This window comes from Arthrobacter sp. SIMBA_036, assembly GCF_046535135.1.
Classification (GTDB): Bacteria; Actinomycetota; Actinomycetes; order Actinomycetales; family Micrococcaceae; genus Arthrobacter.
This window is the reverse complement of record NZ_JAWRXG010000011.1, coordinates 16,432-39,735: the sequence shown is the minus strand read 5'-3', so window position 1 is coordinate 39,735 and position 23,304 is coordinate 16,432. Positions and strand designations below refer to the sequence as shown.

Below are 23,304 nucleotides of genomic sequence, written 5' to 3'. Positions count from 1 at the left end.
GAGAGGGGCTGTCTGTTGCAGGCAGCCCTTCTTTTTCTTTGGGTGTTGGCCAGGAAGGGCGGTCATGCTGCGCGCCCTAGGTCTCGTAGCAGCGGTGGCCGTTTCACGCGAAACATTGATGAGTTGCTGCGGGAGTGGGGTACTACCCGGCATTCGTATCGACGGCGCGGCCGTTTTGCCAAATGCGGGCTATTCAATTGGCCGGCTTCAGTGAGAGCTTGTACAAGCGACGGGCGGTGTTCTGCGGCTAGCCCCGTGCTCCCCCTGATGGAAACGGCGTGGATTAAGCCCTGCCTCCAGGTGTCAGGGGTGCCTCAGATCTTGGTATCGGGTACCAGAAGGTTGATCATTCCAGGACGCGGTGATTGATTACGTGAAAGAAGGATCGGGAGGCTGCATGTTTCACGTGAAACACTGGGCCGCTCCGCCCGCAACAGGGCTGGAACGATGGGCATTTTCTGCGCCCTGTCGTTGGCCCCTCAGTCGTTGGTCCCTTAACAGCCCCGTGATGCTCGACTGCCGGGCACTTTCTCGATGGTTCGGGTCCGTCAGGGCGCGACAACCCACGCCAACACGGGGTGTCGCGGGACTGCGACGGCGTCTGAGCTGACAACACGATGGACGAGTCATCGGCACCTCGACGTCCGCGTTCACCAAGATGGTGTTTTGCTGGCCCTCAGGCAAGCCCGCTATTCCCGGGATGACCAAGGTATCAATGGCGTTTCACGTGAAACATCGGGCGATGGTCTTACTGAGAGTTCAATATCAGTAACGGTGCGGGTGAGGCTTTGCAGATGACGAGGACGAGCAGCCCGTCTGGTTATTCAGAGCCGATCTACGGTGTCTGAGTTGAATCTCGGCTTTCAAAGGAAGCGGCGCCGGCACCGTTGGGTCTTGGTACGTGCACGGTCCTGTAGCTCGCAGCTCCCCCGAGTTCGTCTATGACCTTGAACCCTTGGTCGCGGCTGCAGGATCTCTGCCGCGCCCATGCAGAGGAGCTATGCAGGCGCCCGTGGAGGTCCCACCAGGTGTCCTCGCCATGGCCCACTGGATCATGAGCCGTGGACAGCCACTTCAACGCTGCACACGGGGAATCGTCCAACGCCATGGGGAAGCAGGACGCTGCTGTCGAGGCGGCCCGTCTTGCCATAAGCGAGGCCATCGGCGCCAGCAACGAGTTGCCGCGATGGTCGCCGTGTACCCCCTGGATTACCCATCACTCCCCGGTTTCCCGGCTCCCTCGTATGTGGGATCAAATCCGGAGGTACTGGTGTGCGGATATGGCCGGACTACCTCGCAGCCGCTGTCAGATCTATCTACCGACGCCCACAGCGAGCTTGTGGTGGAACACGGCTGGCCGCCCCCATGGCAGGCTCGTCGGGTGATGCGGTCGAGCGCGTGGATGAGATCTGCCAGGGCACACTTCAGCAAGGGCAGATTCGTGGACTCAGAGACTGCGCGTTCTGCAGCTACGAGCAGCAGCACCCTCTCTCTGAGCCATGGAAAGGGCTCTCGATGTCCCACTAGACCGTGCGCTGCTACTCCGCAATTTGTGCCGGATGAGTGTTGGTCTCAGCCCAAGCTCAGACTTAGGGTTCTTTGGAGCTCCATATGCGGTGGCTTACGGATCCGTGGTCGTCGGGTTCGTCTGTCCTGCGCCCCGTTCGCGCAGGCCTAACTAGCCGCATCCTGGAGTGAACCTGAAAGCACGTACAAGGCGTAGGGTCGCATGAATCATCTGATGTTGTCCGGCATGGACTGTGTACCCTTGGTGCAGTCCAGCCAATGGCAAAAGACGGTCAGCAGCCCGGAAGCACATGCCACGGGAACTCGCCGGATTCGGGAGCCCTCGACAGGGTTGAGTGTTTCACGTGAAACGATGCACGTGGTGCCTCCGAATAGCTCTAGGGTAGGCCGGTCAAGAGCCTTGTTGTCCACCTCGGGCCCTGTGGACAACCCTGTGGATAACTTTGGGGAAAACCCTGTGCATACTGACTGGTCCATTGGTGACGAACTGCCCCGTCCGTTGCCAACGGAGAGCCGCTATACCAGCCGTCGACGAGATCGCCGTGTTCTTCACGCGCCTCCGACTAGCCATGCTGGCGTCTCCCGACAAGCGCGCCGAGTTTCGGTCAAAATAGCTCAGTTTGCGCCATTTAGACGCAGGTTTCCGTACTTTTGCATCCAAAACGCAGCGCCGCCGCCGCCCTTGAGGATGAGGATTGACGCTCTGACCGGCGCTCCAGTGGCGTTGCCGCGCGGGGCTGAAGGACCGGACAAGCCGGTATTCACTATGCCCTCACGAAGGCTGTGGAAACGCTTGTGGATAAGTCTGTGCACAATTTCATGGTTGCGGTGAGACTGCCATCTGATTCGCACACTGATCTGTATCTAGTAGGCGCGTTTGGCGGTACCCGGTTTCGTCTCGGATGTTGTATCTCGTCGTGAGCCCAAAGCTTTGGACGGCGGCGGCGACCAAGGCGCCTTGTGAATGGAACCCCCCGGAACTCCCTAGTCGACTGTTCCCCTGAAAAGGATCAGTACAAACTACGTCCGTCCGCGCGCATTGATCGGATGTCTTGAGGCGGCACAGATTGTTTCGTACCCGCACCGCTGAACAGACTGGTCTGTTTCGTGGGAGATGATCGTCGCAATCCGAAGCCACTTCTGCAGCAAGTTTCTGGCCCGTCGGAGCTGGCCCCGCGTTGGGGATGTCGCGGTTGGCGGCTGTGGACCATTGTGGCCGTGCAGCCCGGTCATCACCTCCGGCCGGAGGATGCCTGGGATGCGGGGGGTTGGTGGGACATTGTGGGCTTCGTGAGTTTGCCAAGAACCGGGACTATGCATCCGTACCTAAGCCAGGATTTAGGTACGCGGTCTCTGGAGTTCATGTGGTCGCTTCAGACCGTCGGAGGGGCCGGCTCGCGCCGTGTTCGGTGGGAGTGACTCATTCTTCGTTGTTTGGCCCGACCGGTCGGACGGCGAGTGTCCGTGGAGTAGAGACAGCTCATCTTGAGGTTGAGTGCGCGGCACGACCACCGGTCGGTGGTCAGGCACGACTCTCTCAGGTCTACATCCATTGGTCACCCGGACGCTGCCCCATAGGACCAGGTTCCCACGGGCTCTCTCCCACGGCTGGGTTGGGCAGAGTGTCCTCGTGCGGGTCGCTACCTCCGGGCCTGCGTATGTTTCACGTGAAACGGTTGGACCGGTGTTCAGGTTTGAGTATGTTTCACGTGAAACATACATGTGGCCAGCCGGGGCAGGTTCTACCGGAGGGCAAGTTGTCTTCGACCACTCAGACACGGCACCGGCTCTCAGCCTCGGTGCCGTTCCGTAACGAATGCCGGGGCACGGAGGGCCTAGCCGTTCGTGTGGCTGGAGACTTTGATTTGAATGCTCTTTTGCGAGCACAGTGGTTTGTGTCCGAGGCAGGCCACGGTAGCGGTCCCGTTGGTGGTTCCCTACTTCCGCCTAACCCGGCGTACATTTGGGCACAGTTTCACGTGAAACAGCGGTAGGTAGGTGATCCCACAGAACATGACCGTGCTTGCATTCAGCCGCGAAGTACGCTGCCCTTCACTCACCGTACGTGCTCGGTGGGGGCGGGTTAACGACTACCCCCGGCTGAAGGCCCACTCCGTGTGAAGAGCAGCTGGAAGAATGTTTGGTGGCCCCTCCACCGCTTCGAACGTCATTGGCGGCTAACGCATGCGCACAGTGCATTCGAATGTCGCCTCTGGTCGATGGCGCCTTCCCGCGGTTCCATCTACGCCATGTCGTGCGACTCTGTGGACCGGGGACGGCGCCTTTTACGTGACCGACTAATGAATCGGAATGACAGAGCATCGAGGACACCTCCACGCACCGGGCGGGGCGATATGGTCTAAGCCTGGAGTCAACCCATGATGCCGTTAACCTCCGGGGGCCACCGCGCCAGAGAGTGCACCCAAGATGTTTCACGTGAAACGCCGCGCTTGTGTGCCTAAATCCGCATTGAGCATGCGACGGCGCCAGTTGCAACAGGTGTCGTTTCGTGTCTGGGGCAGTGTGGTCATCCCCATACAGCGATCATCGTTGCACCGCTGGCGCCTGAACGTCCCTCGCAGCGTGCGACGAGCCCAATTATGGGGCATTGAGGTACAATTACGCAGGCATACAGTCCCGACGCACCCCGTTCAGCGGTTCGTATCAGGCGTTCGCACCCACGGGAGAACGCCAGATAGGAGCCGATGCCGATGTGAGCTGCCTGGGAGAATGCGCCAGTTTGAACCCACCAAAGCACTGAACCGACGGAGGAACCGGCCGCGGTGCACCGTGATTCTGTTGCTGGATGGGTGAATAGCGAGGACTCGGACGTTGCCGTCCCGCCAATTACGTTCTTAAGGGATGGTGTCGACTAGCGGCACTCAGGGCGGACCAGCCATACTGCGGGCGCCTGTTCTTACCGAGAACCCGGGAATGCCGTGGGTAACGTATCGAAGTTGTGCTAGCTGTAAAGCGTCGCGATTGCCTCGTCCCAGGTCGCCCCAGTGTACGCGGCGGCTAACTGAATAGATGTGCCGTACCAAGCAGGTCGCCTGCCTGGACATGGCGGCGCATCCATATTGGGCCAAGGCGGAGCCCTCCCCGCCGGTGGGCAAGGGCCCGGCTAGGGCCTGACTCTCTAGTTCAGGAAGAAGTGTTGAAGACACAGAAATGCCGTGAAGAGAGTGTGAAGCATAGGGTTCGAGTCGGTGGCGGCCCGATTAAGCGATCGGGTTGTGTTTCACGTGAAACACAAGGTCGCCGGAGATGAACCACTTCCCTGCTCCGGGTGTACATCAGCCGGAGCAATTGTCCTCCTGCCCGGCTACGATCCCGCCACGCGCCGAGGGATTACCGGAGGGCGGTCGCCCAGGCTGCTCAGCGGACAAAGGAAGAGGTGGCCTCCCCGACCTGGCCCGGGGTCGGCGCCTCCTACGACCCCGCCCCATGCCCCGCGCCGCACGAACGGGGAAGACGCACGAATGGGGAAGACTTGACGCAGGATCGGCTGCGCTGCAGCAGACGCTAGGCTCCTCTACCCCACACACCAAGGAAAGCGGGATATAGCAGAACGAGGGTAAACCAACGCTTCCTGAAGCATCCGCAGCCGGAAAGAACACCCCATCGGTTTCATTCACGTAGAAATGTAGAAGAGCCGATGGCTGGAGACATCCGCAGGGGTCCCTAGCCATCGGCTCTTACCTAGCAGGGATTCCTGCGGTTAGAACGAGATGCGTTATTACGACAGTACGTCCGCAAATTCCTTTTCGAAGTACTGCTTAGGCCGAGCTCCAATGACGGTGTTCTTAACTTCGCCACCGCTGAACAGGTACACGGCCGGGATGGACGTGATGCCGTATTCGGCTGCGATGGCCGGGTTGTCATCGACATTGACCTTGACGACTTCGATCTTCTCGCTGTATTCAACGGAAATCTCATCGAGGATGGGACCGAGTTTGCGGCACGGCCCGCACCACTCTGCCCAGAAGTCCACGATCACCGGCTTTTCAGAAGCCAGGACATCGGTGCTGAAGCTAGCGTCAGTTACGTCTTTTGCGTTGCTCATAACTTTTCCTTTCGAACGGTGGTGTGGGCAGCTTAGGAGTTCAGGTTGGCGAGGAAGTGTTCGACGTCGAGCGCGGCAACGCAGCCAGAACCCGAAGCTGTGATCGCTTGCCGGTAGGTGGGGTCAATGACATCCCCCGCTGCGAAGACACCAGGGATGTTTGTTCGTGAGCTTCGGCCGTCAACAGCGATGGTTCCTTCAGGAGTCAGCGCCACCTTCCCCCGGACCAGATCAGTGCGGGGATCGTTGCCGATAGCAACAAACACACCCGTTACCGGGAGCTCGGTCTCGGTGCCGTCAACGAGGTTCTTCAATTTCAGGCCCGTGACCTTGTCGCCACCCAGAACGTCTTCGACGGCGGAGTTCCAAGCGAACGTGATCTTCTCGTGCGCCTTGGCTCGGTCGGCCATGATTTTGGAAGCCTTGAGGGTGTCGCGCCGGTGGACCACCGTGACTGACTTGGCAAACTTGGTCAGGAAGAGGGCTTCTTCCATGGCCGAGTCACCGCCACCAACCACCGCGATGTCCTGGTCCTTGAAGAAGAAACCGTCGCAGGTTGCGCACCAACTAACACCGTGGCCAGAGAGGCGCTTTTCGTTGGCCAGCCCAAGCTCACGGTAGGCAGAACCCGTGGAGAGAATAATTGCGCGAGCTTGGAAGGTCTCCCCCGTGCCGATGGTGACTGTCTTGATGTCGCCGTCGACCTCCAAGTTGGTGACGTCTTCGAACAAGATCTCAGTGCCGAAACGGGCAGCCTGCTTCTCGAAGTTCTCCATCAGGTCCGGGCCCATGATTCCTTCAGGGAAACCAGGGTAATTTTCGACGTCGGTGGTATTCATCAATTCGCCACCAGCAGTGACGGAACCGGCAATGAGCAGAGGCTTCATGTTGGCACGGGCGGTGTAAACGGCGGCTGTGTAACCGGCAGGGCCTGAACCTACGATGATGACGTCGCGCACCTGCGAGGCGTTGTTTTCTGCACTGCTCACTTGGCGTGAACCTCTTCCTTAGTCGATGCTGCGGCTTTCGGGGCAGCCACCTGACTCAACCCCTGATGGGCCCCAAATATTCCGATTTGCTTTGGGGACCCAAAAAGCCACCACCATTCAGGGTACCGTCTGCGGGCTGACCGCCCCGCAGCGCGACCCCCTATGACCGAGGTGGAGCCGAGTAAAGCAGTTAGTGGACTTGTACCTCAGCCAGGCGCAAGCCATAACCGTAACGGGTCTTGGGCACAGCCAATTTGGGAAGGGTCTTGATGTCCACGATCACGTACTGGGTTTGAACCGGCGCCGGAAGAGGCATCGTCAGTTCCGGGGACGTGAAGCTATTGGTACCGACGAGCTTCGCCCCATCCATCGCTGGGCGATCGTTGGTGAAGACACTGATGCTTCCACCAGAACCCCCCAGCTGGTCCAAGACCACGGAGCTGACGGTAGTAGGTTCCTTGAGCTTGATAACGAGCGGCATTTCTCCGGAAAGCCCACCCCAGTCAGCGGTGGCGAACTCCATGTCCGACCAGTAGCTGGCGGCATTGCCGTCAAAGGCCTTCACAAGGTCCTTGTCGAAAGTGGCTGCGAAGGGGAAATCGCCAAGCCGGGTGATTCCGTCTATCGCAGGCGGCGCTGGCGGAGCGGTTGGTGCCGGTGACGGCGGTTGACTCGCCGTACCTGCTCCTGTGGGTTGCGGTGCCACCGTTTGCGTCGCCGCCGGCGCAGCCGCGTGGGGCATCAGGCTTCCAAGATTGGTAACCGCGAGAATGAGACCAACGATCAAAACAGCCGCCAGGAGGCCCCCGACCAACCAGCGCATGGAACGAGGTTCCTTCTGCGGACGGTCATCCTCGTAGGTCTCGTCTTCTTGGTAGTCGGTCTGCACCGCAGCCGACGCCGGAAAGTTGCTTGCTTTCCGGTCGTACCCGGAATCTGCGGGGCCGTTGCCCGGGGCGGAGCCAAGCGCGGCGGATGCACCTGCGGCGCCGGCGACACCTGCGGCACTGGTACCCCCTGCTGGCGCAGCAGCAGAGTCCTCACCAGCGAAACCGTAGTCCTCCTCGGACCACAGTGAGACCTTGGGCTGCGTGGCAGGCTTGGCGACAGGTTGGGGCCGCACTGGAGGGGCGGTCTCGGTGGGCGGAGCCACAGGGGCAACAGCCTCGGTGGGCGCTGCTTGAGCGGGCGCCTGAATCGGAGCCGCCTCGGTGGGAGGCTGTACCGGCGTCGGAGGTGCCGGATTCTGGACTTGAGGTTCTGCGGTGGCGGACGGCGCGGCAGCCACAGGTGAAAGGTCATTGGCACTTGATGCCGCGGCCGTAGTTTCCGCGGCAGTACCGGCGTCGTGATTCTTGGAACCGGCGTTCTTCAGTACAGCGGCGGCAGCGGCACCCGCAGCACCGGCACCGGCAGCGGCTGCGGCCAGCTTGCCGGCGAACCCGCCCTTGGGGGCCGGGTTGGCGGCGGGCATGGGTGGCACGTTGCCCGAAGGACCCGACGGTGCACCTTCAGATGTGGGCTGCCGATCAAGCTGCGTCTGGATGGGGTAACCGTTTTCGTCGTACTGGATGTACTCGGCCTCGTGCTCGTCGTCCTCGTAGAGGCCGTCGTACGTCTCGGGTTCATACGTGCGCGGCTCGCCGAAGATTTCGCTGCCGAGTGTCTCGGTGAAGAACGGTTCGATGTACGGCGGGTTGGTGGCAACCACCAAGTCCAACAGGTCAGGAGCGCTGCTGTGGTTTGTGATCAGGTATGTGGTGTTCTCACTGATACCGAGGTCCAGGATCTGGACGTGGCCCGGGCGCTCCCCCGTGGCTACCTCGCGGGCACTCTGAGCAACTTGCTCGGCATTTCCGGGGCCTGCTACGAGGATGCTCACGGGACGGTTGAGGACCTGGTCCACGCCGTCGAGCACCTGATCTTGGTCATGCGAGGTCAACACATTGGCTGTGACCTTGTAGCGGCCGCCAAGTACTGATCCGACGTCGATCGGGTGGGACACGTGTTCCTCCTAGGCTGTCCGGGAGCTGCGGGTCCTGCACACGGCTGGGCCGGCCGGGCCGGTTCAACCGTTTTTGCAACTACCTATATTCGTTTCTAGCCTAGCCGATTGCGGCCCGCGGCCCATGTTGGCGGCACGGCTCATTCACCGGAGTCGTTGCGCGAAGGAAAATAGGGATTCTGTCCGGCATGACCTTGGTACGTGCGCCGGCCCGGGAGCGGAACCTCGGGACGGAACCTACTGGCCCGCGCCGTGCTGGGTTCGTTCTCCTCGGGAAGGTACTCGGTGGGAACCTCGACACTTTCATGAGGGGAAGTGCGCGGTTGGTGGTCGGGGCGTTGCGGCTGCACTGCGGGTCCTGCCCTGAAAGAGGCGGCGTCGAACTCGCCCGATATGCGCGGGATCAACCCGGTGTCATCGGAGACGGTGGCGCGTGTCGCCGTCGTGGGTTCAGCAGAGGTCCCGGCGGGGACCGGGACGCCGCGGCCCAAACGTCCCAGCAAAGGCCGCAGGAGGTCACGGAGTTCAGTGACGTGGAAAACCCGGAGCAAGGCGAGGTAGGCAAGCAGCATGACGGGCCCGACGACGACCACGGTCACCAGGGCGGCCGGGCGGCTGCTCCATGCGAAACCGTCGGCACGGTAACTACCCAAAAGCCACAGTGCCAGCGCACCAGAGACGGCCGATCCCAAGCCGGCATAGCCCATCCTGATGTACGCATTCGCGATCCGGGGACCGTCAAGGTGGCCCAGCATCCGCCGCAGGAACACCACGCTGATCACCACGGAAAGGATGTTGCCGAGCGTGTAGAGGATGGCGATCGCGTAGATGATCTGGCCCACCGGCAGGAATTGAATGATGAAAGCGCCCACTACGTACACCACAGCGAGAAGCAGCTGGACGTAAAGGGGTGTCCGGGCGTCCTCGTTGGCGTAGAACACACGGGACATCATGAAGTTGGCGCTCATGAACGGCGTGCTCAAGGCCAGGATGGTCAAGGTCTGGGCCAGCATGACGCCGTCCTGCGGTTTGCCGCCGGAGAAGAACATGCCCAACGGGCCGGCCAGCGCGAAGAGGGCCAAGGCCCCGAAAACCGTCGCTACCGCCATGGTGCGCAGACCATGGGACAAGGCGTCACGCAGTTCGGCTTTGTTTCCGTCCTGCGAGGCCCTGGTCATGCGGTTAAAGAGGACCGTTGCCAGCGACAACGCAATAATCGAATGCGGCAGCAGGTACAGCTGGCTGGCAACTTCCAGGACCGCGTTGCCGGGCAACGTCGATGCGGCGGTGGTCTCCCCCGCATCATTGAGGCGCAGCCGCTCAGCTCCAGGAATCGTGGCGATTTTCATGACGTACAGAAATGCCAACTGCCCGACGGCGGCAGTCGCCAACGTCCACGCGCTGAGCTTGGCCGCCTGGCCCAGTCCCACGCCGCGCCAACCGAACCGGGGACGCAAACCCAGCCGCAGCCGGAATACAGGAACCAGCAGGATAGCCGTTTGGGCGAGGACGCCGAACGTAGAGAACCCGGCCACCAGGAGGGTTTGGGTTGGCCCCCAGTTATCCAGTGTGTGCGGATTGGTGACGTTGGCACCCAAGATCCAAATGAACATTCCGAGGCCGGCGATGGCCACGACGTTATTGAGGATCGGTGCCCACATGGCGGGTCCGAATGCTCCGTGTGCGTTCAAGATCTGGGTGAGCAGCGCGTACAGCCCGTAGAAGAAGATTTGCGGCAGGCACCAGAAAGCGAACGTGACAGCCAACGCCTTTTGCTGCTCTGAATACCCCTGCGTGGTCAGGTCGATGACGCCGGGAGCGGCGATGGTCACCAGCGTTGTCAGCCCCAGAAGTACCAAAACAGCCAGGGTCAGCAGGCGGCTGATGTAGTCCGCGCCGCGGTCCGGGGCGTTGCTGGCCTTAATGATTTGCGGGACGAGGACGGCATTGAAGACGCCACCGGCCACCAGGAGGAAGATCAGATTCGGCAGGTTGTTCGCATTAATGAACGTGTCATTGACCGTTGAGCCCAAGCCCAAGGCTGCACCGAGCATCCATGTTTTGGCGAAGCCAAGGAACCGGGAAACGAGCGTCCCTGCAGCCATGATGGCGCTGGAACGTGCTTCTCCGGACTGAACCGAGGGGGTTTGTTTGACTACAGACATCGTCTATATCGTCCCATGTGTCCGGCTCAGAGGTGTTCTGGCAGCACTTCCCGCGCCAAATCGGCGATGCGGCGTTCGTTCGGGAAGGACAGTTTTCGGGCCAATTCCTGAAGGGGAACCCAGGCAGCGTCCACGGCTTCGTGGTCGGGATCGTTCTCGATGGTTAGCTCTCCGCCTGTTGCCTGCAACAGGAAATGGTGGACCGTTTTGTGGACCCGGTGGCCGCTGACGGTAAACCAGTAGTCGATGCTGCCCAGCGGTGCCAGGATGTTGCCCTCAATGCCCGTCTCCTCCGCGATCTCGCGGACGGCGGCCTGCTCGTTGTTCTCGCGGCCTTCCGGGTGGCCCTTGGGAAGGCACCACTCAAGCCGGCCACCCCTATTAACGCGGGCAATGATCGCAACCCGGAGGTCGTCGTCGGACGTGTCAACAACAACGCCACCGGCCGAAACCTCCTCGACAGTCGGGAGGGAGGCCTGTGCCGGGTGCTGTGGGACAGGGGCGACATGCGCTCCAATTGCCGACGGCAACGGTGCGTTTGTCCTCCTGCCGGGAGCGCTCGGAATCGGGTTGGCCATGAAGTCCACTCTAACGACTCTTGCCCTCCTGTGATGACCGGGACATGGCCACGGGGTGGACTGCAGGAGACCGCCGCCGCGCCGGATCCGGATTTCACATTGAACAGTGGCCCAACGCGGCGCAAAAATCTGCCAAGCTTAAGGAACTATGGCGCACGTACTGCACAGCTCTTCTGTTAACTTCACCATTGACCCGGTGGTGCTCGACCTCGGGCAGCGGTTCGTCGACGCCGGATTCGAGCTGTCACTGGTGGGCGGCCCAGTGCGCGACCTCTTCCTCGGGCGCACGTCCCCGGACCTGGATTTCACCACGGACGCGACGCCGGACCAGACCATTGCAGTCATCAGGAAATGGGCAGACAACTTCTGGGAGATCGGCCGCGCTTTCGGCACGATCGGCATGAAGAAGAGCGGCTTCCAGATCGAAATCACCACGTACCGCGCTGAGGCATACGATCCCGATTCCCGGAAGCCCGTGGTGGCCTTCGGTGACTCCCTGACCGATGACCTGCTGCGCCGGGACTTCACCATCAATGCCATGGCGTTGCGCTTGCCCGGACTGGAACTGGTTGATCCCTTTGGTGGCGTCCGCGACCTTCACTCTTCCGAGCTCGCCACACCCGGCGCACCTGAGGCTTCCTTCTCCGATGATCCCCTCCGGATGATGCGCGCGGCACGTTTCGCGTCACAGCTTGGCGTTTCAGTTCACGACGACGTCCGCCTCGCCATGTCCCAGATGGCGGACCGGATCAAGATCATCTCGGCAGAACGTATTCGGGAAGAACTGGTCAAGCTCATCAACGGAGCCCACCCCAGGGAAGGCATTGACCTCCTAGTGGACACTGGTTTGGCTGATTTCGTTCTTCCTGAGGTCTCAGCCCTGCGCTTGGAAGCCGACGAGCACCACCGGCATAAGGACGTCTACCAGCACTCGCTCCAGGTCCTCGAACAGGCGGCAGCACTGGAAACGGGACCGGATGGGCTGGTTCCCGGGCCCGACTTTGTGCTGAGGTTCGCCGCGCTCATGCACGACGTCGGCAAGCCCGCCACGCGTCGCTTCGAACCAGGCGGTGCGGTGAGCTTCCGGCACCATGACGCCGTGGGTGCGAAGCTGACCGCCAAGCGGATGAAAGCACTGCGCTTCGACAACGAATCCATCAAGGCTGTTGCCCGCCTTGTTGAATTGCACATGAGGTTTTACGGCTACGGCGACGCCGGGTGGACGGATTCAGCCGTGCGCCGATACGTTACCGACGCCGGTCCCCTGCTGGAACGCCTGCACCGGCTCACGCGATCGGACGTAACCACACGGAACCAGCGCAAGGCCGATCGATTGTCGTTCGCCTATGACGACTTGGAGCACCGGATCACGGCACTTCTGGAGCAGGAATCATTGGCGGCCGTTCGGCCCGACCTCGACGGCGCACAGATCATGGCGCTTCTGGGACTCAAACCCGGTCCGGTGGTGGGACGGGCCTACAAGTTCCTCCTGGAGCAACGCATGGAACACGGTCCGCTCGCCCCGGACGAAGCCGAGCGGAAGCTGATGTCCTGGTGGGAAGCGCAACCCGAGTCTGCCGTCGTCGAGCCTTTGGCCGAAACTGAACTGTCCACAGCATCCACAGTGGCGGACCGCGAAGAAACAGAGGAGCCCTCATGAACCCTTCGACCTCACCACGCCCCCAGCTCTGGATCCTCCGCCACGGTGAGACGGAATGGTCCAAGAGCGGCCAATACACGGGCCTGACCGATCTTCCCCTCACAGTGGAGGGCGAGCAGCAGGCCGTAGAGGCCCGGAAAGTGCTGGAAGGCATTGACTTCGATCTCGTCCTGACCTCACCGCTGCGCCGCGCCCGCCGCACCGCGGAGCTCGCCGGATATCCCGACGCCGTCCACGAGCCGCTCGCGGTGGAATGGAACTATGGCGACTACGAAGGCATCAGCTCGGACCTCATCCGCAAGGACAACCCCGAGTACCTCATCTGGACTGATGGAGTACCCAATGGTGAGACGCTCGACGAGGTTGCTGCCCGGGCCGACAAAATCATCGGACGGGTGCTGGAGTCCGGAATGGATAACGTGCTGGTGGTTGCCCATGGGCATTTCTCCAGGATCCTGACGGCCCGATGGCTCGAAATGGACGCCCGCGAGGGGCGGCACTTTGTCCTGGGAACCGCGAAGGTGTGCACTTTGGGATGGGATAAGAGAACACCTGCGATTGTCCGTTGGGGCCTCTAGAAAACAATTCAGAAAAACTTGTGGCAAATTAGCGAATTGTGCTGGTCAAAGTCCTTTGGGATGAGGTAGCTTATATCTTGTTCCCAGAGCGACTCGCCGGGAACAAGGCGCGCATTCTTCGGATTCGTCGATCGATTGAATGCCACAGCAGGCTGTTACGGCCGGAAGGAGGTTGGGAAAATGATTACTTTGACTAGCGGACGGAAGTTGACCGTCAATGCTGCTCCCGCCTCTGCTGCTGATCGGCGCCGTTTTTCTCTCTGACACACTCCTGGTTCACTAAGGCTCCTGGCCCGCTAAGCCGGCCCTTGCCCCTGGTGTTTGTGTTCGCCATCTTGAATGGCTGGCGTCCTGAGTAGTGGGTTGTAAGCGCACGCAGATTGCGTCACGGATCAATATTGGCCGATTTCGGCATGCGGAATACCCGTCATTATCGTCCTGAACTATTCCCTTTTGGCATTTTCTCTTCAGATCAATGCCTCAAATTATTGCGCCCAAATGCAGGCTATTCCCCCGAAAAGGAGGTGAACTATGCGAAAACGCCCCGAAGACATGCGTTTCTTCAAGACCGTCACAGCTCGTAAGGAACGCACCCTATTCAATGACAAATTACTCGACCAGCGCCGTGAAGACGTCTACGTTGCCTTGCACCAGTTGGGACTCATCCGCTGATGCCGGGTTACGTGACGGTAAGCTCGGACCCATGCAGGAGACCAAGCCGCGCAGCCAACCTCAACGTGCCCGCTTTGTGGTTCCCAGTCGCAGCGACCCCCTGCTCCGTAATTTCACGGAGCTTGTGGGTGGTCCCCTGGGGAGGCACGCGTCGCCTGGCAGGATCTCCCCCGGCCTGTTCCGCATCGAGTTGGTCCTTATTATCCTGACGGTGGTCGCCGCCCTCGTGGCGGTATTGACCAAGGACTATTGCCGGGTAAACGGCTGGCACACCCCGGATCAGTTCTACGCCACCTGCTATTCGGACTTCCCTGAGCTCTTCCGTAACCGTGGCCTCGGCGACGGCGCTTTTCCCTTCTTCACCCAGGGTAGTCAGTTCGAATACCCGGTCCTGATGGGAATTGTTGCCGGGGTGACGGCGCTCCTGGTTCCCGGCCACGGTACCGGCGATGACCGAGTCCTTGGCTACTTCGATGTCAACGCAACGCTGATCGTCGCGGTGTGGATTGTCACGGTACTTCTCACTGCCCGGATCAATAGGCACCGCCCGTGGGATGCTGCGATGGTAGCTCTGGCACCCGGAATAGTCTTGGCTGGTTTCATCAACTGGGACATGTGGGCCGTGGGGCTCCTGGCTCTGGGGATGTACTTTTTCGCACGGGACAAAGTCCTTTTGGCCGGCGTTTGTTTTGGCCTTGGGGCTGCCACCAAGCTGTACCCGCTCTTGATCCTTGGCGCCATTCTCGTTCTAGCGCTGCGGACCGGCAAGCTGCGGACGTTCCTGGTCACCGCCGGTGCAACGCTGGCCGCGTGGCTGGCCGTGAACCTCCCCATTGCAGCCATAAATCCCTCCGGGTGGGGTTATTTCTTCGCGTTTACGCGCGACCGCCCGGCCGGTTACAGCTCACCGTGGTTCGCTTACAACCTCGTTGCGGATCGGCTTCATGGCGGACAGATCGATGCGGGGACCATCAACGTGTTGGCGCTGTCCTTGTTCCTGCTGGCGTGCGCCTTCATTGGAGCCCTGGCCTTGGCCGCGCCGCGCCGTCCCCGGTTGGCCCAACTGGCTTTCCTGATTGTGGCCGCCTTGATCCTGACCAATAAGGTCTATTCGCCGCAGTTCGTTATCTGGCTGATTCCGCTTCTCGCTCTGGCCCGGCCGCGCTGGCGTGACTTCCTGATCTGGCAGGCGGCCGAGGGACTCCACTGGGCGGCCATCTGGATGTATCTCGGCCAAGCCACGAGCGGCGGTGCGGCGCAGCACAATATCGACATGTCCTACTACGTGTTGGCCGTGGTTCTGCACATGGTTGCCACCGCTTATCTCATGGCGCGCGTGGCGTTGGAAATCTGGAACCCATCCAACGACCCGATCAGGGTCGGCGGCCAGGATGACCCGCACGGCGGTCCTTTCGACGGCGCTGACGACCGGTTCGTGATCGGTCGGTTCGTGATCCGCGGCCGCCGCTCAAGCACCCCAGCAACGGAGGTTAGCAGCAATGGTTGATGTCGCCGTCGTCGGTTCCGGTCCCAATGGGCTTGCCGCAGCGCTCGTCATGGCACGCGCAGGGTTGGACGTGCATGTCTACGAGGCCGGAGCAACCATCGGAGGAGGCACCCGGACCACGGAATTGATCGAGCCCGGGCATCTCCATGACATTTGTTCGGCCGTCCACCCGATGGCCTTGGCATCGCCGTTCTTCCGCTCTTTCGACCTTGTCGATCGCGTCGAGCTGCGCGTGCCCGTGGTTCAGCACGGCGCGCCTTTGGATGTGGGTGGGGCGGCCCTGGCATTTCAATCGCTGGAGCGGACGGCGGCGGAACTTGGCGCAGACGGTCCGGCGTACAAGCGGTTGATGGGCCCGATCCTGGAGCATGTGGAGGGCGTGGTGGACCTGACGTCCAACCAACTGCTCCGAGTGCCTCGGGATCCCTTGGGTGCTATCCGATTCGGGCTTGCCACGTTCGATCAAGGCACACCACTCTGGAACCGGCGTTTTCGCGAAGAGGCAGCACCTGCACTGATCACTGGAGTCATGGCCCACGCCGTCTCAGCACTGCCTTCCCTTAGCGCAACCGGGGCAGGTCTCCTACTGGGAGTCCTCGCGCACTCAGGTGGCTGGGCAGTTCCTGTTGGCGGCTCGGCGTCCATCACGAATGCGATGGCGGAGGACCTCATGGCCCACGGCGGCACCATCCACACGGACCAGCGCGTGGACTCCCTCGACCAAGTCCGTCCGGCGCGGGCAATCCTCTTGGACGTGGCCCCGCCAACGCTTGCCCGCTTGGGCGGAGCGGAAATCCCTGACAGGTACAGGAAGGCACTCGAAACATTCCGTTTCGGGAATGCAGCATGCAAGGTGGACTTCATCCTGTCCGGACCGGTTCCCTGGAAAGCAGCCGGGCTTGCCAAGGCGGGCACCGTGCACGTGGGGGGTTCCCGCGCTTCCATCGCCGAGGCGGAAAACCAGGTGGCCTCTGGCAAGCACCCTGCCAATCCTTACGTCTTGGTCTCCCAGCCGTCCGTGGTTGATCCGACCCGCGCCCCTGCGGGACACCAGATTCTCTGGACCTATTGCCACGTACCGGCGGGGTCCGACGTCGACATGGCTGAGGCAGTCACCGCCCGCATAGAGAACTACGCTCCCGGCTTCCGCGACGTTGTTGTTGCATCGAAAACCACGACGGCGGCGGACCTGTCCGCGTACAACGAGAACTACGTGGGTGGAGACTTCAGTGCCGGGCTGGTCGACGTGCGCGGTTTGCTCAAGCGGCCAGTTGTGTCCACCGTTCCCTGGCGCACTCCGGTCAAGGGCGTGTACTTGTGTTCGTCGTCGACGCCACCCGGCCCCGGCGTCACGGGGATGCCCGGGTACCATGCCGCGAAACATGCCCTCAAAGACATATTCCAGAAGCAAGTACCCGGGCTAGGCCTCAGGCTCTAGTTTGCCGCGGTGAAGCGGGCACGCCGGTGCGCGGGGCTCTCGATCTCATCAAGCATGGCTACGGCGTAGTCCTGAGTGGAGATGCTGCTCCCCGCTGGAGAGTCTTTGTCGATGTTGTAGGAGCCGGTGCGCTCACCGGGCTGGATGACCGGCGCCGGAGCAAGGACAGTCCAATCGAGCGTCTCGGGGCTCTGCTTCACTGCTTCAAGGGCCTTGGCGGCGGTTGTGGCCTCTGCTTTGTAAGCCTCCGGGAAATCGGGAGAGTCGAGCAAGCGGACGCCGTCGATTTCCAGCGTGCCAGCACCGCCGACGATCACGAGGCGGGTGCCTTCAGCATTGCTGAAGGCAGTAGCCATCGCGTCGAGCCATTCTCCATGGTCCCCGCCGGTGCGGCTGGGGCCCGTGGCAAGCACGACGACGTCGTGGTCCTTTGCTATGGAGGCGAAGACCTCCCCGTTGGCTTGGTCCGCGGCCTGCGCTGTAGCGCCAGGAACCTCCGAACCTTTGCGGGAGATGGCGGTGACCTCGTGGCCGCGAGTGATGGACTCGTTGACGATCTGGCTGCCGACCATGCCCGTTGCGCCATAAACTGCGATTTTCATTGCTCTCCTAGCGGTTGGTATGCTTTCCATAAGACAAAGGTATCGAAGAGATACTGATAGCTTCAAAGAAACTGAGTTACCTTATGGATACCAGCACCCTTCCTGCCAACGTGATGGACCCGAACTGCCCGTCGCGCGTGATCTTCCAGCGCATTGGCGATAAGTGGGCGTCCTTGGTGATCCAAGTTCTCGGCGACGGGCCGGTGCGGTTCTCCGAACTCCGCAAGATGGTCAACGTAGTGACACCGAAGGTCTTGACTCAAACGTTGCGGACGTTGGAGCGGGACGGGCTGATCACGCGTACCGTCCATGCCCAAGTGCCGCCGCGGGTGGATTACGAGCTGACGGCCGTAGGTAAGTCCCTTCTGGAGCCCTTGTCCATGCTGCGCGAATGGGCGGAAAGCCACGTCCCTGCCATTTTGGAGGCCCGCGACGCTTATGACGACGCGCAGGACCAATCCCTCATCGGTTCCCCCAGCTAGCTCGCAAGTCTGGTCATCTTCATGGTTGAAGGCGTATTTGGCATAAAGCTGTCGTGGTAACGGGGCATAATGTCGCAAATGGGGAAAACGTCGCATATCGGCAAAATGCAGAAGAAGCTGGTCCTTGGCTTTGTAGCCCTTGTGGTGGCAGGGTCGCTCTCCGCTTGCGATGACGCGCGTGCTGGCGCGGACGCGGCGGCCAAACAGCTCGCTTCCTCTTTGGCAGCGCTCGACGTCGGGCAGTTGGCTGTGGATGGCAAGGAAGCGTCCGCCGCCAATGATCAACTTAAGGCCGTGTTCCAAGGTTTGGGAACCAAGCCGTCCGTGACGTCCGGTGATGTAAAGCTCGACGGCGACAACGCCACCTTCCCGCTGAAGTACACGTGGACCATCGGCTCAGCCGCATGGGAGTACAGTTCCCAGGCCAGCCTCAAGAAATCGGGCGGCAAGTGGGCTGTGCAGTGGAACCCGGCCATGCTGGCGCCGCAATTGGCCGATGGGGAGACGTTGTCTGTCACCACGGTGCCCGCACCGCGCGGCCAGATCCTGGGTGCCGGTGACGCTCCAATCGTGCAGGACCGCCCGGTTTTCCGGGTAGGGATCGACAAGACCAAGGTGGGCGCAGACCAAGTCGATTCCTCGGCGCGTGCCATGGCTGCACTTCTGGGACTCGACGTTGAAGAATACGCCAAACAAGTGGCAGCGGCCGGTCCCCAGGCCTTCGTTGAGGGCTTGGTTCTCCGTGCCTACACCGCCGACATCAACGAAGCCAAGATCGTTGCAATACCGGGTGGCGTGAGCATCCTCGATTCCTTGTCCTTGGCGCCGACACGCACTTTCGCGCGTGCTGTTCTGGGTAGTGTGGGCCAGGCCAGCGCCGAGCAAATCCAGAAGTCAAACGGTGCCCTCCGCGCCGGGGAGACCACGGGCACCGGCGGGCTGGAGCAGAAGTACGATTCCGCCCTGCGCGGGAAGGACGGCGTGGAGGTGGTGGGCAAGCCCGCGACTACGACCGCGGGGCAGGCTCCGGCGGCCAAGGTGTTCTTCTCGGTACCTCCCACTGCCGGAACCGCCGTCAAGACCACCCTGGATCTTAAGCTGCAGCAGCTGGCGGAGGACACTTTGGCAGGGGTCGGGCCGGCGTCGGCCATTGTTGCCATAAGGCCGTCCACGGGCGCAGTCCTGGCGGCAGCTTCCGGTCCGGGCAGTAACGGCTACAACACGGCAATGTTGGGCCAGTACGCTCCCGGATCCACTTTCAAGATTGTCGACTCCCTCGCGTTGTTCCGTAAAGGGGCCACCCCGGACACCAAGGTGCAGTGCACTCCGACACTGACGGTGGATGGCCGTACATTCAAGAACTCCGAGGGGTACCCCGAAACCTCCCTTGGATCCATAGAGCTTCGCGATGCCTTCGCACACTCGTGCAACACGGCTTTCATCAGTGAACGCGACACCGTGAGCCAGGAGCAGTTGGCGTCTGCGGCACAGGCTTTGGGCGTGGCCGTGGACGCTCCAAAGCTGGGCGCCGATGCATTCTTGGGATCGGTACCGGCGGCCGCCGAAGGCACGGAACACGCGGCATCGATGATCGGGCAGGGCAAGGTGCTCTTGTCCCCGCTCGCCGGTGCTGTCATGGCTGCCTCCGTGGCCAACGGCGCTCCCGTCTCGCCGCAACTCGTGGTGAATGCCGACGCTTTGGCCACCCAGGCGCAAAATACACAAAGCCCCGGTGCCTCCGCCTCTTCCACGGCTTCGCCCACTGCAACAGCCCCGCCCACTGCAACACCCTCGCCAGCATCCACCCAACCGATCACCAAGGCGGAGGCCGCCGGCTTGGCTGACATGATGCGGGCGGTTGTTACCTCCGGCCATGCAGGGTTCCTAGCCAAGGTGCCGGGCCTGCCAGTAGGTGCGAAGACCGGAACTGCGGAATTCGGCAATGACAACCCACCCAAGACACATGCTTGGATTGTTGCCACGCATGGTGACTTGGCGGTTGCGGTCTTTGTGGAAGACGGTGGCTTGGGTGCCACCACCAGCGGCCCGTTGCTGAAGTCGTTCCTAACTGCCGCTGGCTGATTCAGCTGTTCGGCGGGTATCAAAGCGGGTACCAAATACGTCGCCGTGGGAGGATGGGGCAGTGGCCCATATAGACGTTTCCGGCATCGACTACTTCCTCTCCGACGGCACCCAGCTGCTCAACGGTGTGACATTCAAGGTCCCCGACGGTACTAAAACCGCGCTGATCGGGCCCAACGGAACAGGGAAGACCACGCTGTTCAAAATCATTTCCGGTGACCTCACTCCCGACGAGGGGGCCGTGGGCAGGTCAGGCAACATGGGCATCATGAGGCAGTTCGTTGGTCAGGTTCGCGACGAATCGACGGTGCGTGACCTTCTGGTCTCTACTGCCCAAGCGGGGCTGGCGGCCGCTGCCAAGGCGGTGGAGGACGCTGAGCTGGCCATGATGGAGCACGACGACGAACCCACCCAGATGAAATACGCCCAAGCGATCGTGGACTGGGGAGACGCTGGGGGGTACGACGTCGAGACGGTGTGGGACGAGGTCTGCATGGCCGCACTCGGCATCCCATTCGATAAAGCCCAGTTCCGGCGTGCCTCGACGTTGTCGGGCGGAGAGCAAAAGAGGCTGGTTCTCGAAGCCCTGTTCGCCGGCCCCGATGAGCTTCTGCTCCTTGACGAGCCGGACAACTACCTGGACGTTCCCGGCAAGCGCTGGCTCGAGTCCAAGCTTAATGAGTCAAAAAAGACCGTGTTGTTCATTAGCCACGACCGGGAGCTGCTCAACAATGCTGCCGGTCGCATCGTGACCCTTGAGCCGGGCATCAATGGCGCCGGCGCGTGGATCCACGGCGGCGGGTTTGGTTCCTATGTCGAGGCCCGGGCGGATCGCAACGCGCGCTTCGAGGAACTCCGGAAGCGTTGGGACGAGGAACATGTCAAGCTCAAGGAACTCGTCAACATGTACAAGAACAAGGCTGCGTTCCGCTCGGACATGGCCAACAGGTACCAGGCGGCGCAGACGCGCCTGGCCAAGTTCCTCGAAGCGGGGCCGCCAGAGGCCTTACCCATAGAACAAAACGTCAAGATGCGCCTCAAGGGCGGCAGAACGGCAAAGCGTGCTGTCGTGGCGGAGAAACTGGAACTGACCGGCCTGATGAAGCCGTTCTCCACGGAGATTTGGTTCGGAGACCGTGTAGGGGTACTGGGCTCCAACGGTTCCGGGAAGAGCCACTTCCTCCGGCTGCTGGCCACCGGAGGCACCGATCCGGAGCGCGAGCACCTACCGGTATCCGACGTCGTCATCGCTGAGGTGCCGCACGAAGGCACCGTTAAGCTCGGCGCCCGCATCCGGCCAGGTTTCTTTGCCCAGACACATGTCCGGCCGGACTTGTTGGGACGTACCTTGTTGGAAATCCTGCACCGGGGCGACGAGCACCGTTCCGGCCTCCCCCGCGAGTCTGCTGCCGGCGCCCTTGACTCCTACGGCCTCGCCGGGCAGTCCGAGCAGAAGTACGACTCCCTGTCCGGTGGCCAGCAGGCACGTTTCCAGATCCTTTTGCTCCAGCTCTCCGGTGCCACTCTCCTGCTGCTGGACGAACCCACTGACAACCTGGACCTGCACTCCGGCGAAGCCTTGGAGCGGGCGATCGACGCTTTCGAGGGGACGGTCCTCGCAGTGACCCACGACCGCTGGTTTGCGAGGTCCTTTGACCGCTTCCTGATCTTCGGTTCCGATGGCAAGGTCTACGAGTCCGAAGAACCAGTGTGGGACGAGAAGCGCGTGGAGCGTGCCCGCTGATGACCATCAGTTCAAGAAGCACCGCCAGCCTGAACGCCGCTGCGGTAGCGACATTCCTGATCTTTGGCCTCAACGGCCTCGTCTTCGCGAGTTGGGCTGCCCGGATTCCCGCTGTCGCGGACGCGCTCAGCCTCACGTCCGGACAGATGGGAACCTTGCTGCTCTGTACCGCTGTTGGTTCGCTCGTGGCGTTGCCTTCCGCCGGATGGGTGGTGGGCAAGCTGGGCCCTGCCAACACCGTTCGCTTGGCTGGGGTTGTGGCCGGCGTCGCCGGGGCGTCCATCGCCGTCTCACTGATGACGGTATCGATTCCCGGCACGGCAGTGGCCCTGTTTTTCTTCGGCATTGGCATAGGCCTCTGGGACGTGGCCCAGAATATCGAAGGCACCGATGTTGAGCACGGCCTGAAGCGCACCGTCATGCCGCAGTTCCATGCCGCGTTCAGCGGAGGCGCCTTTCTTGGCGCCCTGATCGGAGCCGGCCTCTCGCAGGCAGGCATCGGCCTGCCCGAGCACCTGATCGTTATTGCGGCAGTCGCAGTTGTCCTGGCCCTGACAGCACCGAAGTACTTCCTCCCGTGGCTGCCTACCCCCGTGGAAACGCACGACGCCGGTGCCCCCGTAAGGCGGGGACCTTCTGCTTGGCGGGACTCCAGAACGCTGCTTATCGGCGTCGTGGTCCTCGGTGCGACACTCACCGAAGGTGCAGGCAACGACTGGATCGCCAAGGCCGCTGTGGATGGCCTGAACGTCTCGGAATCCACGGGCGCGCTGATGTTTGCGCTCTTTGTCGCCGCGATGACGGGAATGAGGTTCTTTGGCGGTAGGGCAATCGATAGGTTTGGCCGGGTGGCTGTCCTTCGTGCCAGTATGGCCGCGGCCGCTTTGGGTCTGTCCTTGTTTGTATTTGCCGACAACGTGGTGTTGGGCAGTGCAGGCGCGGCGCTGTGGGGTATCGGCGCGGCATTGGCCTTTCCGGTGGGGATGTCAGCTGCCGCGGATGATCCCGACCATGCTGCTGCACGCGTTTCAGTAGTGTCCACTATCGGCTACGTCGCCTTCCTGGCGGGTCCGCCGTTGCTGGGCTACCTCGGCGACCACACCGGAATCCACTTGGCACTGATCGTGATCGTGGCACCCATGCTGGTTGCCCTCGCATTGGCCGGTGCTGCCAAACCGTTGCGGGTGATGTCCAAGCGTTAGGGTAAGG

The 23,304-nt window shown here is 61.6% G+C and carries 15 protein-coding genes; 9 read left to right on the top strand and 6 right to left on the bottom strand.

The features are described 5' to 3' along the window. Positions 1-5,266 precede the first annotated feature (5,266 nt). The 5 genes from trxA to SB659_RS15135 all read right to left on the bottom strand — a co-directional run bounded on the left by trxA (position 5,267) and on the right by SB659_RS15135 (position 11,282). Positions 5,267-5,593, bottom strand: a complete 327-nt coding sequence (gene trxA, locus SB659_RS15155; protein ID WP_284978612.1) for a thioredoxin — start codon at positions 5,591-5,593, stop codon at positions 5,267-5,269. Between the two features lie 32 nt (positions 5,594-5,625). Beyond that, entirely contained in the window at positions 5,626-6,582 is a 957-nt protein-coding gene (trxB, locus tag SB659_RS15150) for a thioredoxin-disulfide reductase (protein WP_410550944.1), read from the bottom strand. Between the two features lie 190 nt (positions 6,583-6,772). Beyond that, a complete protein-coding gene (locus tag SB659_RS15145) occupies positions 6,773-8,587 on the bottom strand; it encodes an ABC transporter substrate-binding protein (RefSeq protein WP_410550943.1) in 1,815 nt (604 codons plus the stop codon). Positions 8,588-8,727: 140 nt separating this feature from the next. Further along, positions 8,728-10,752, bottom strand: a complete 2,025-nt coding sequence (gene murJ / locus SB659_RS15140) for a murein biosynthesis integral membrane protein MurJ (RefSeq protein WP_410550942.1) — start codon at positions 10,750-10,752, stop codon at positions 8,728-8,730. A gap of 26 nt (positions 10,753-10,778) precedes the next feature. Continuing rightward, positions 10,779-11,282 carry an NUDIX hydrolase gene (locus SB659_RS15135; RefSeq protein WP_284977018.1) on the bottom strand — a complete coding sequence of 168 codons (504 nt, stop codon included), beginning with the start codon at positions 11,280-11,282 and terminating at the stop codon, positions 10,779-10,781. A 196-nt stretch (positions 11,283-11,478) separates the two neighbouring features. Here SB659_RS15135 and SB659_RS15130 point away from each other — a divergent pair, with 196 nt between their 5' ends. The 5 genes from SB659_RS15130 to SB659_RS15110 all read left to right on the top strand — a co-directional run bounded on the left by SB659_RS15130 (position 11,479) and on the right by SB659_RS15110 (position 17,185). Then, on the top strand, positions 11,479-12,990 hold the full coding sequence (locus SB659_RS15130; protein WP_410550941.1) for a CCA tRNA nucleotidyltransferase: 1,512 nt from the start codon (positions 11,479-11,481) through the stop codon (positions 12,988-12,990). Beyond that, positions 12,987-13,568, top strand: a complete 582-nt coding sequence (locus SB659_RS15125; RefSeq protein WP_284976949.1) for a histidine phosphatase family protein — start codon at positions 12,987-12,989, stop codon at positions 13,566-13,568. The genes SB659_RS15130 and SB659_RS15125 overlap by 4 nt, the downstream gene beginning before the upstream one ends. A 531-nt stretch (positions 13,569-14,099) precedes the next feature. Next, entirely contained in the window at positions 14,100-14,240 is a 141-nt protein-coding gene (locus SB659_RS15120) for a hypothetical protein (RefSeq protein ID WP_284976950.1), read from the top strand. A gap of 31 nt (positions 14,241-14,271) precedes the next feature. Next, positions 14,272-15,747: a glycosyltransferase family 87 protein gene (locus tag SB659_RS15115; RefSeq protein ID WP_410550940.1), complete on the top strand. Its 1,476-nt coding sequence runs from the start codon at positions 14,272-14,274 to the stop codon at positions 15,745-15,747. Next, positions 15,740-17,185 (top strand): phytoene desaturase family protein, encoded by a 1,446-nt coding sequence (locus tag SB659_RS15110; protein WP_410550939.1) that lies wholly within the window; start codon positions 15,740-15,742, stop codon positions 17,183-17,185. The genes SB659_RS15115 and SB659_RS15110 overlap by 8 nt, the downstream gene beginning before the upstream one ends. On the opposite strand, the gene SB659_RS15105 is transcribed toward SB659_RS15110, so the two are convergent. After that, positions 17,182-17,787 (bottom strand): NAD(P)-dependent oxidoreductase, encoded by a 606-nt coding sequence (locus SB659_RS15105; protein ID WP_410550938.1) that lies wholly within the window; start codon positions 17,785-17,787, stop codon positions 17,182-17,184. The two genes, SB659_RS15110 and SB659_RS15105, sit on opposite strands and share 4 nt — an antisense overlap. A gap of 83 nt (positions 17,788-17,870) precedes the next feature. Between SB659_RS15105 and SB659_RS15100 the strand changes: the two genes are divergently transcribed. The 4 genes from SB659_RS15100 (at position 17,871) to SB659_RS15085 (ending at position 23,297) form a co-directional block, all read left to right on the top strand. After that, positions 17,871-18,269 carry a winged helix-turn-helix transcriptional regulator gene (locus SB659_RS15100; RefSeq protein ID WP_410550937.1) on the top strand — a complete coding sequence of 133 codons (399 nt, stop codon included), beginning with the start codon at positions 17,871-17,873 and terminating at the stop codon, positions 18,267-18,269. Positions 18,270-18,347: 78 nt separating this feature from the next. Beyond that, on the top strand, positions 18,348-20,351 hold the full coding sequence (locus SB659_RS15095) for a penicillin-binding transpeptidase domain-containing protein (RefSeq protein ID WP_410550936.1): 2,004 nt from the start codon (positions 18,348-18,350) through the stop codon (positions 20,349-20,351). Positions 20,352-20,412: 61 nt separating this feature from the next. After that, complete coding sequence (locus SB659_RS15090) at positions 20,413-22,095, top strand: ABC-F family ATP-binding cassette domain-containing protein (RefSeq protein ID WP_284978602.1); 1,683 nt, start codon at positions 20,413-20,415, stop codon at positions 22,093-22,095. Then, positions 22,095-23,297 carry an MFS transporter gene (locus tag SB659_RS15085; protein ID WP_284978601.1) on the top strand — a complete coding sequence of 401 codons (1,203 nt, stop codon included), beginning with the start codon at positions 22,095-22,097 and terminating at the stop codon, positions 23,295-23,297. Before SB659_RS15090 ends, SB659_RS15085 begins: the two co-directional genes overlap by 1 nt. The last annotated feature ends 7 nt before the right edge of the window (positions 23,298-23,304 follow it).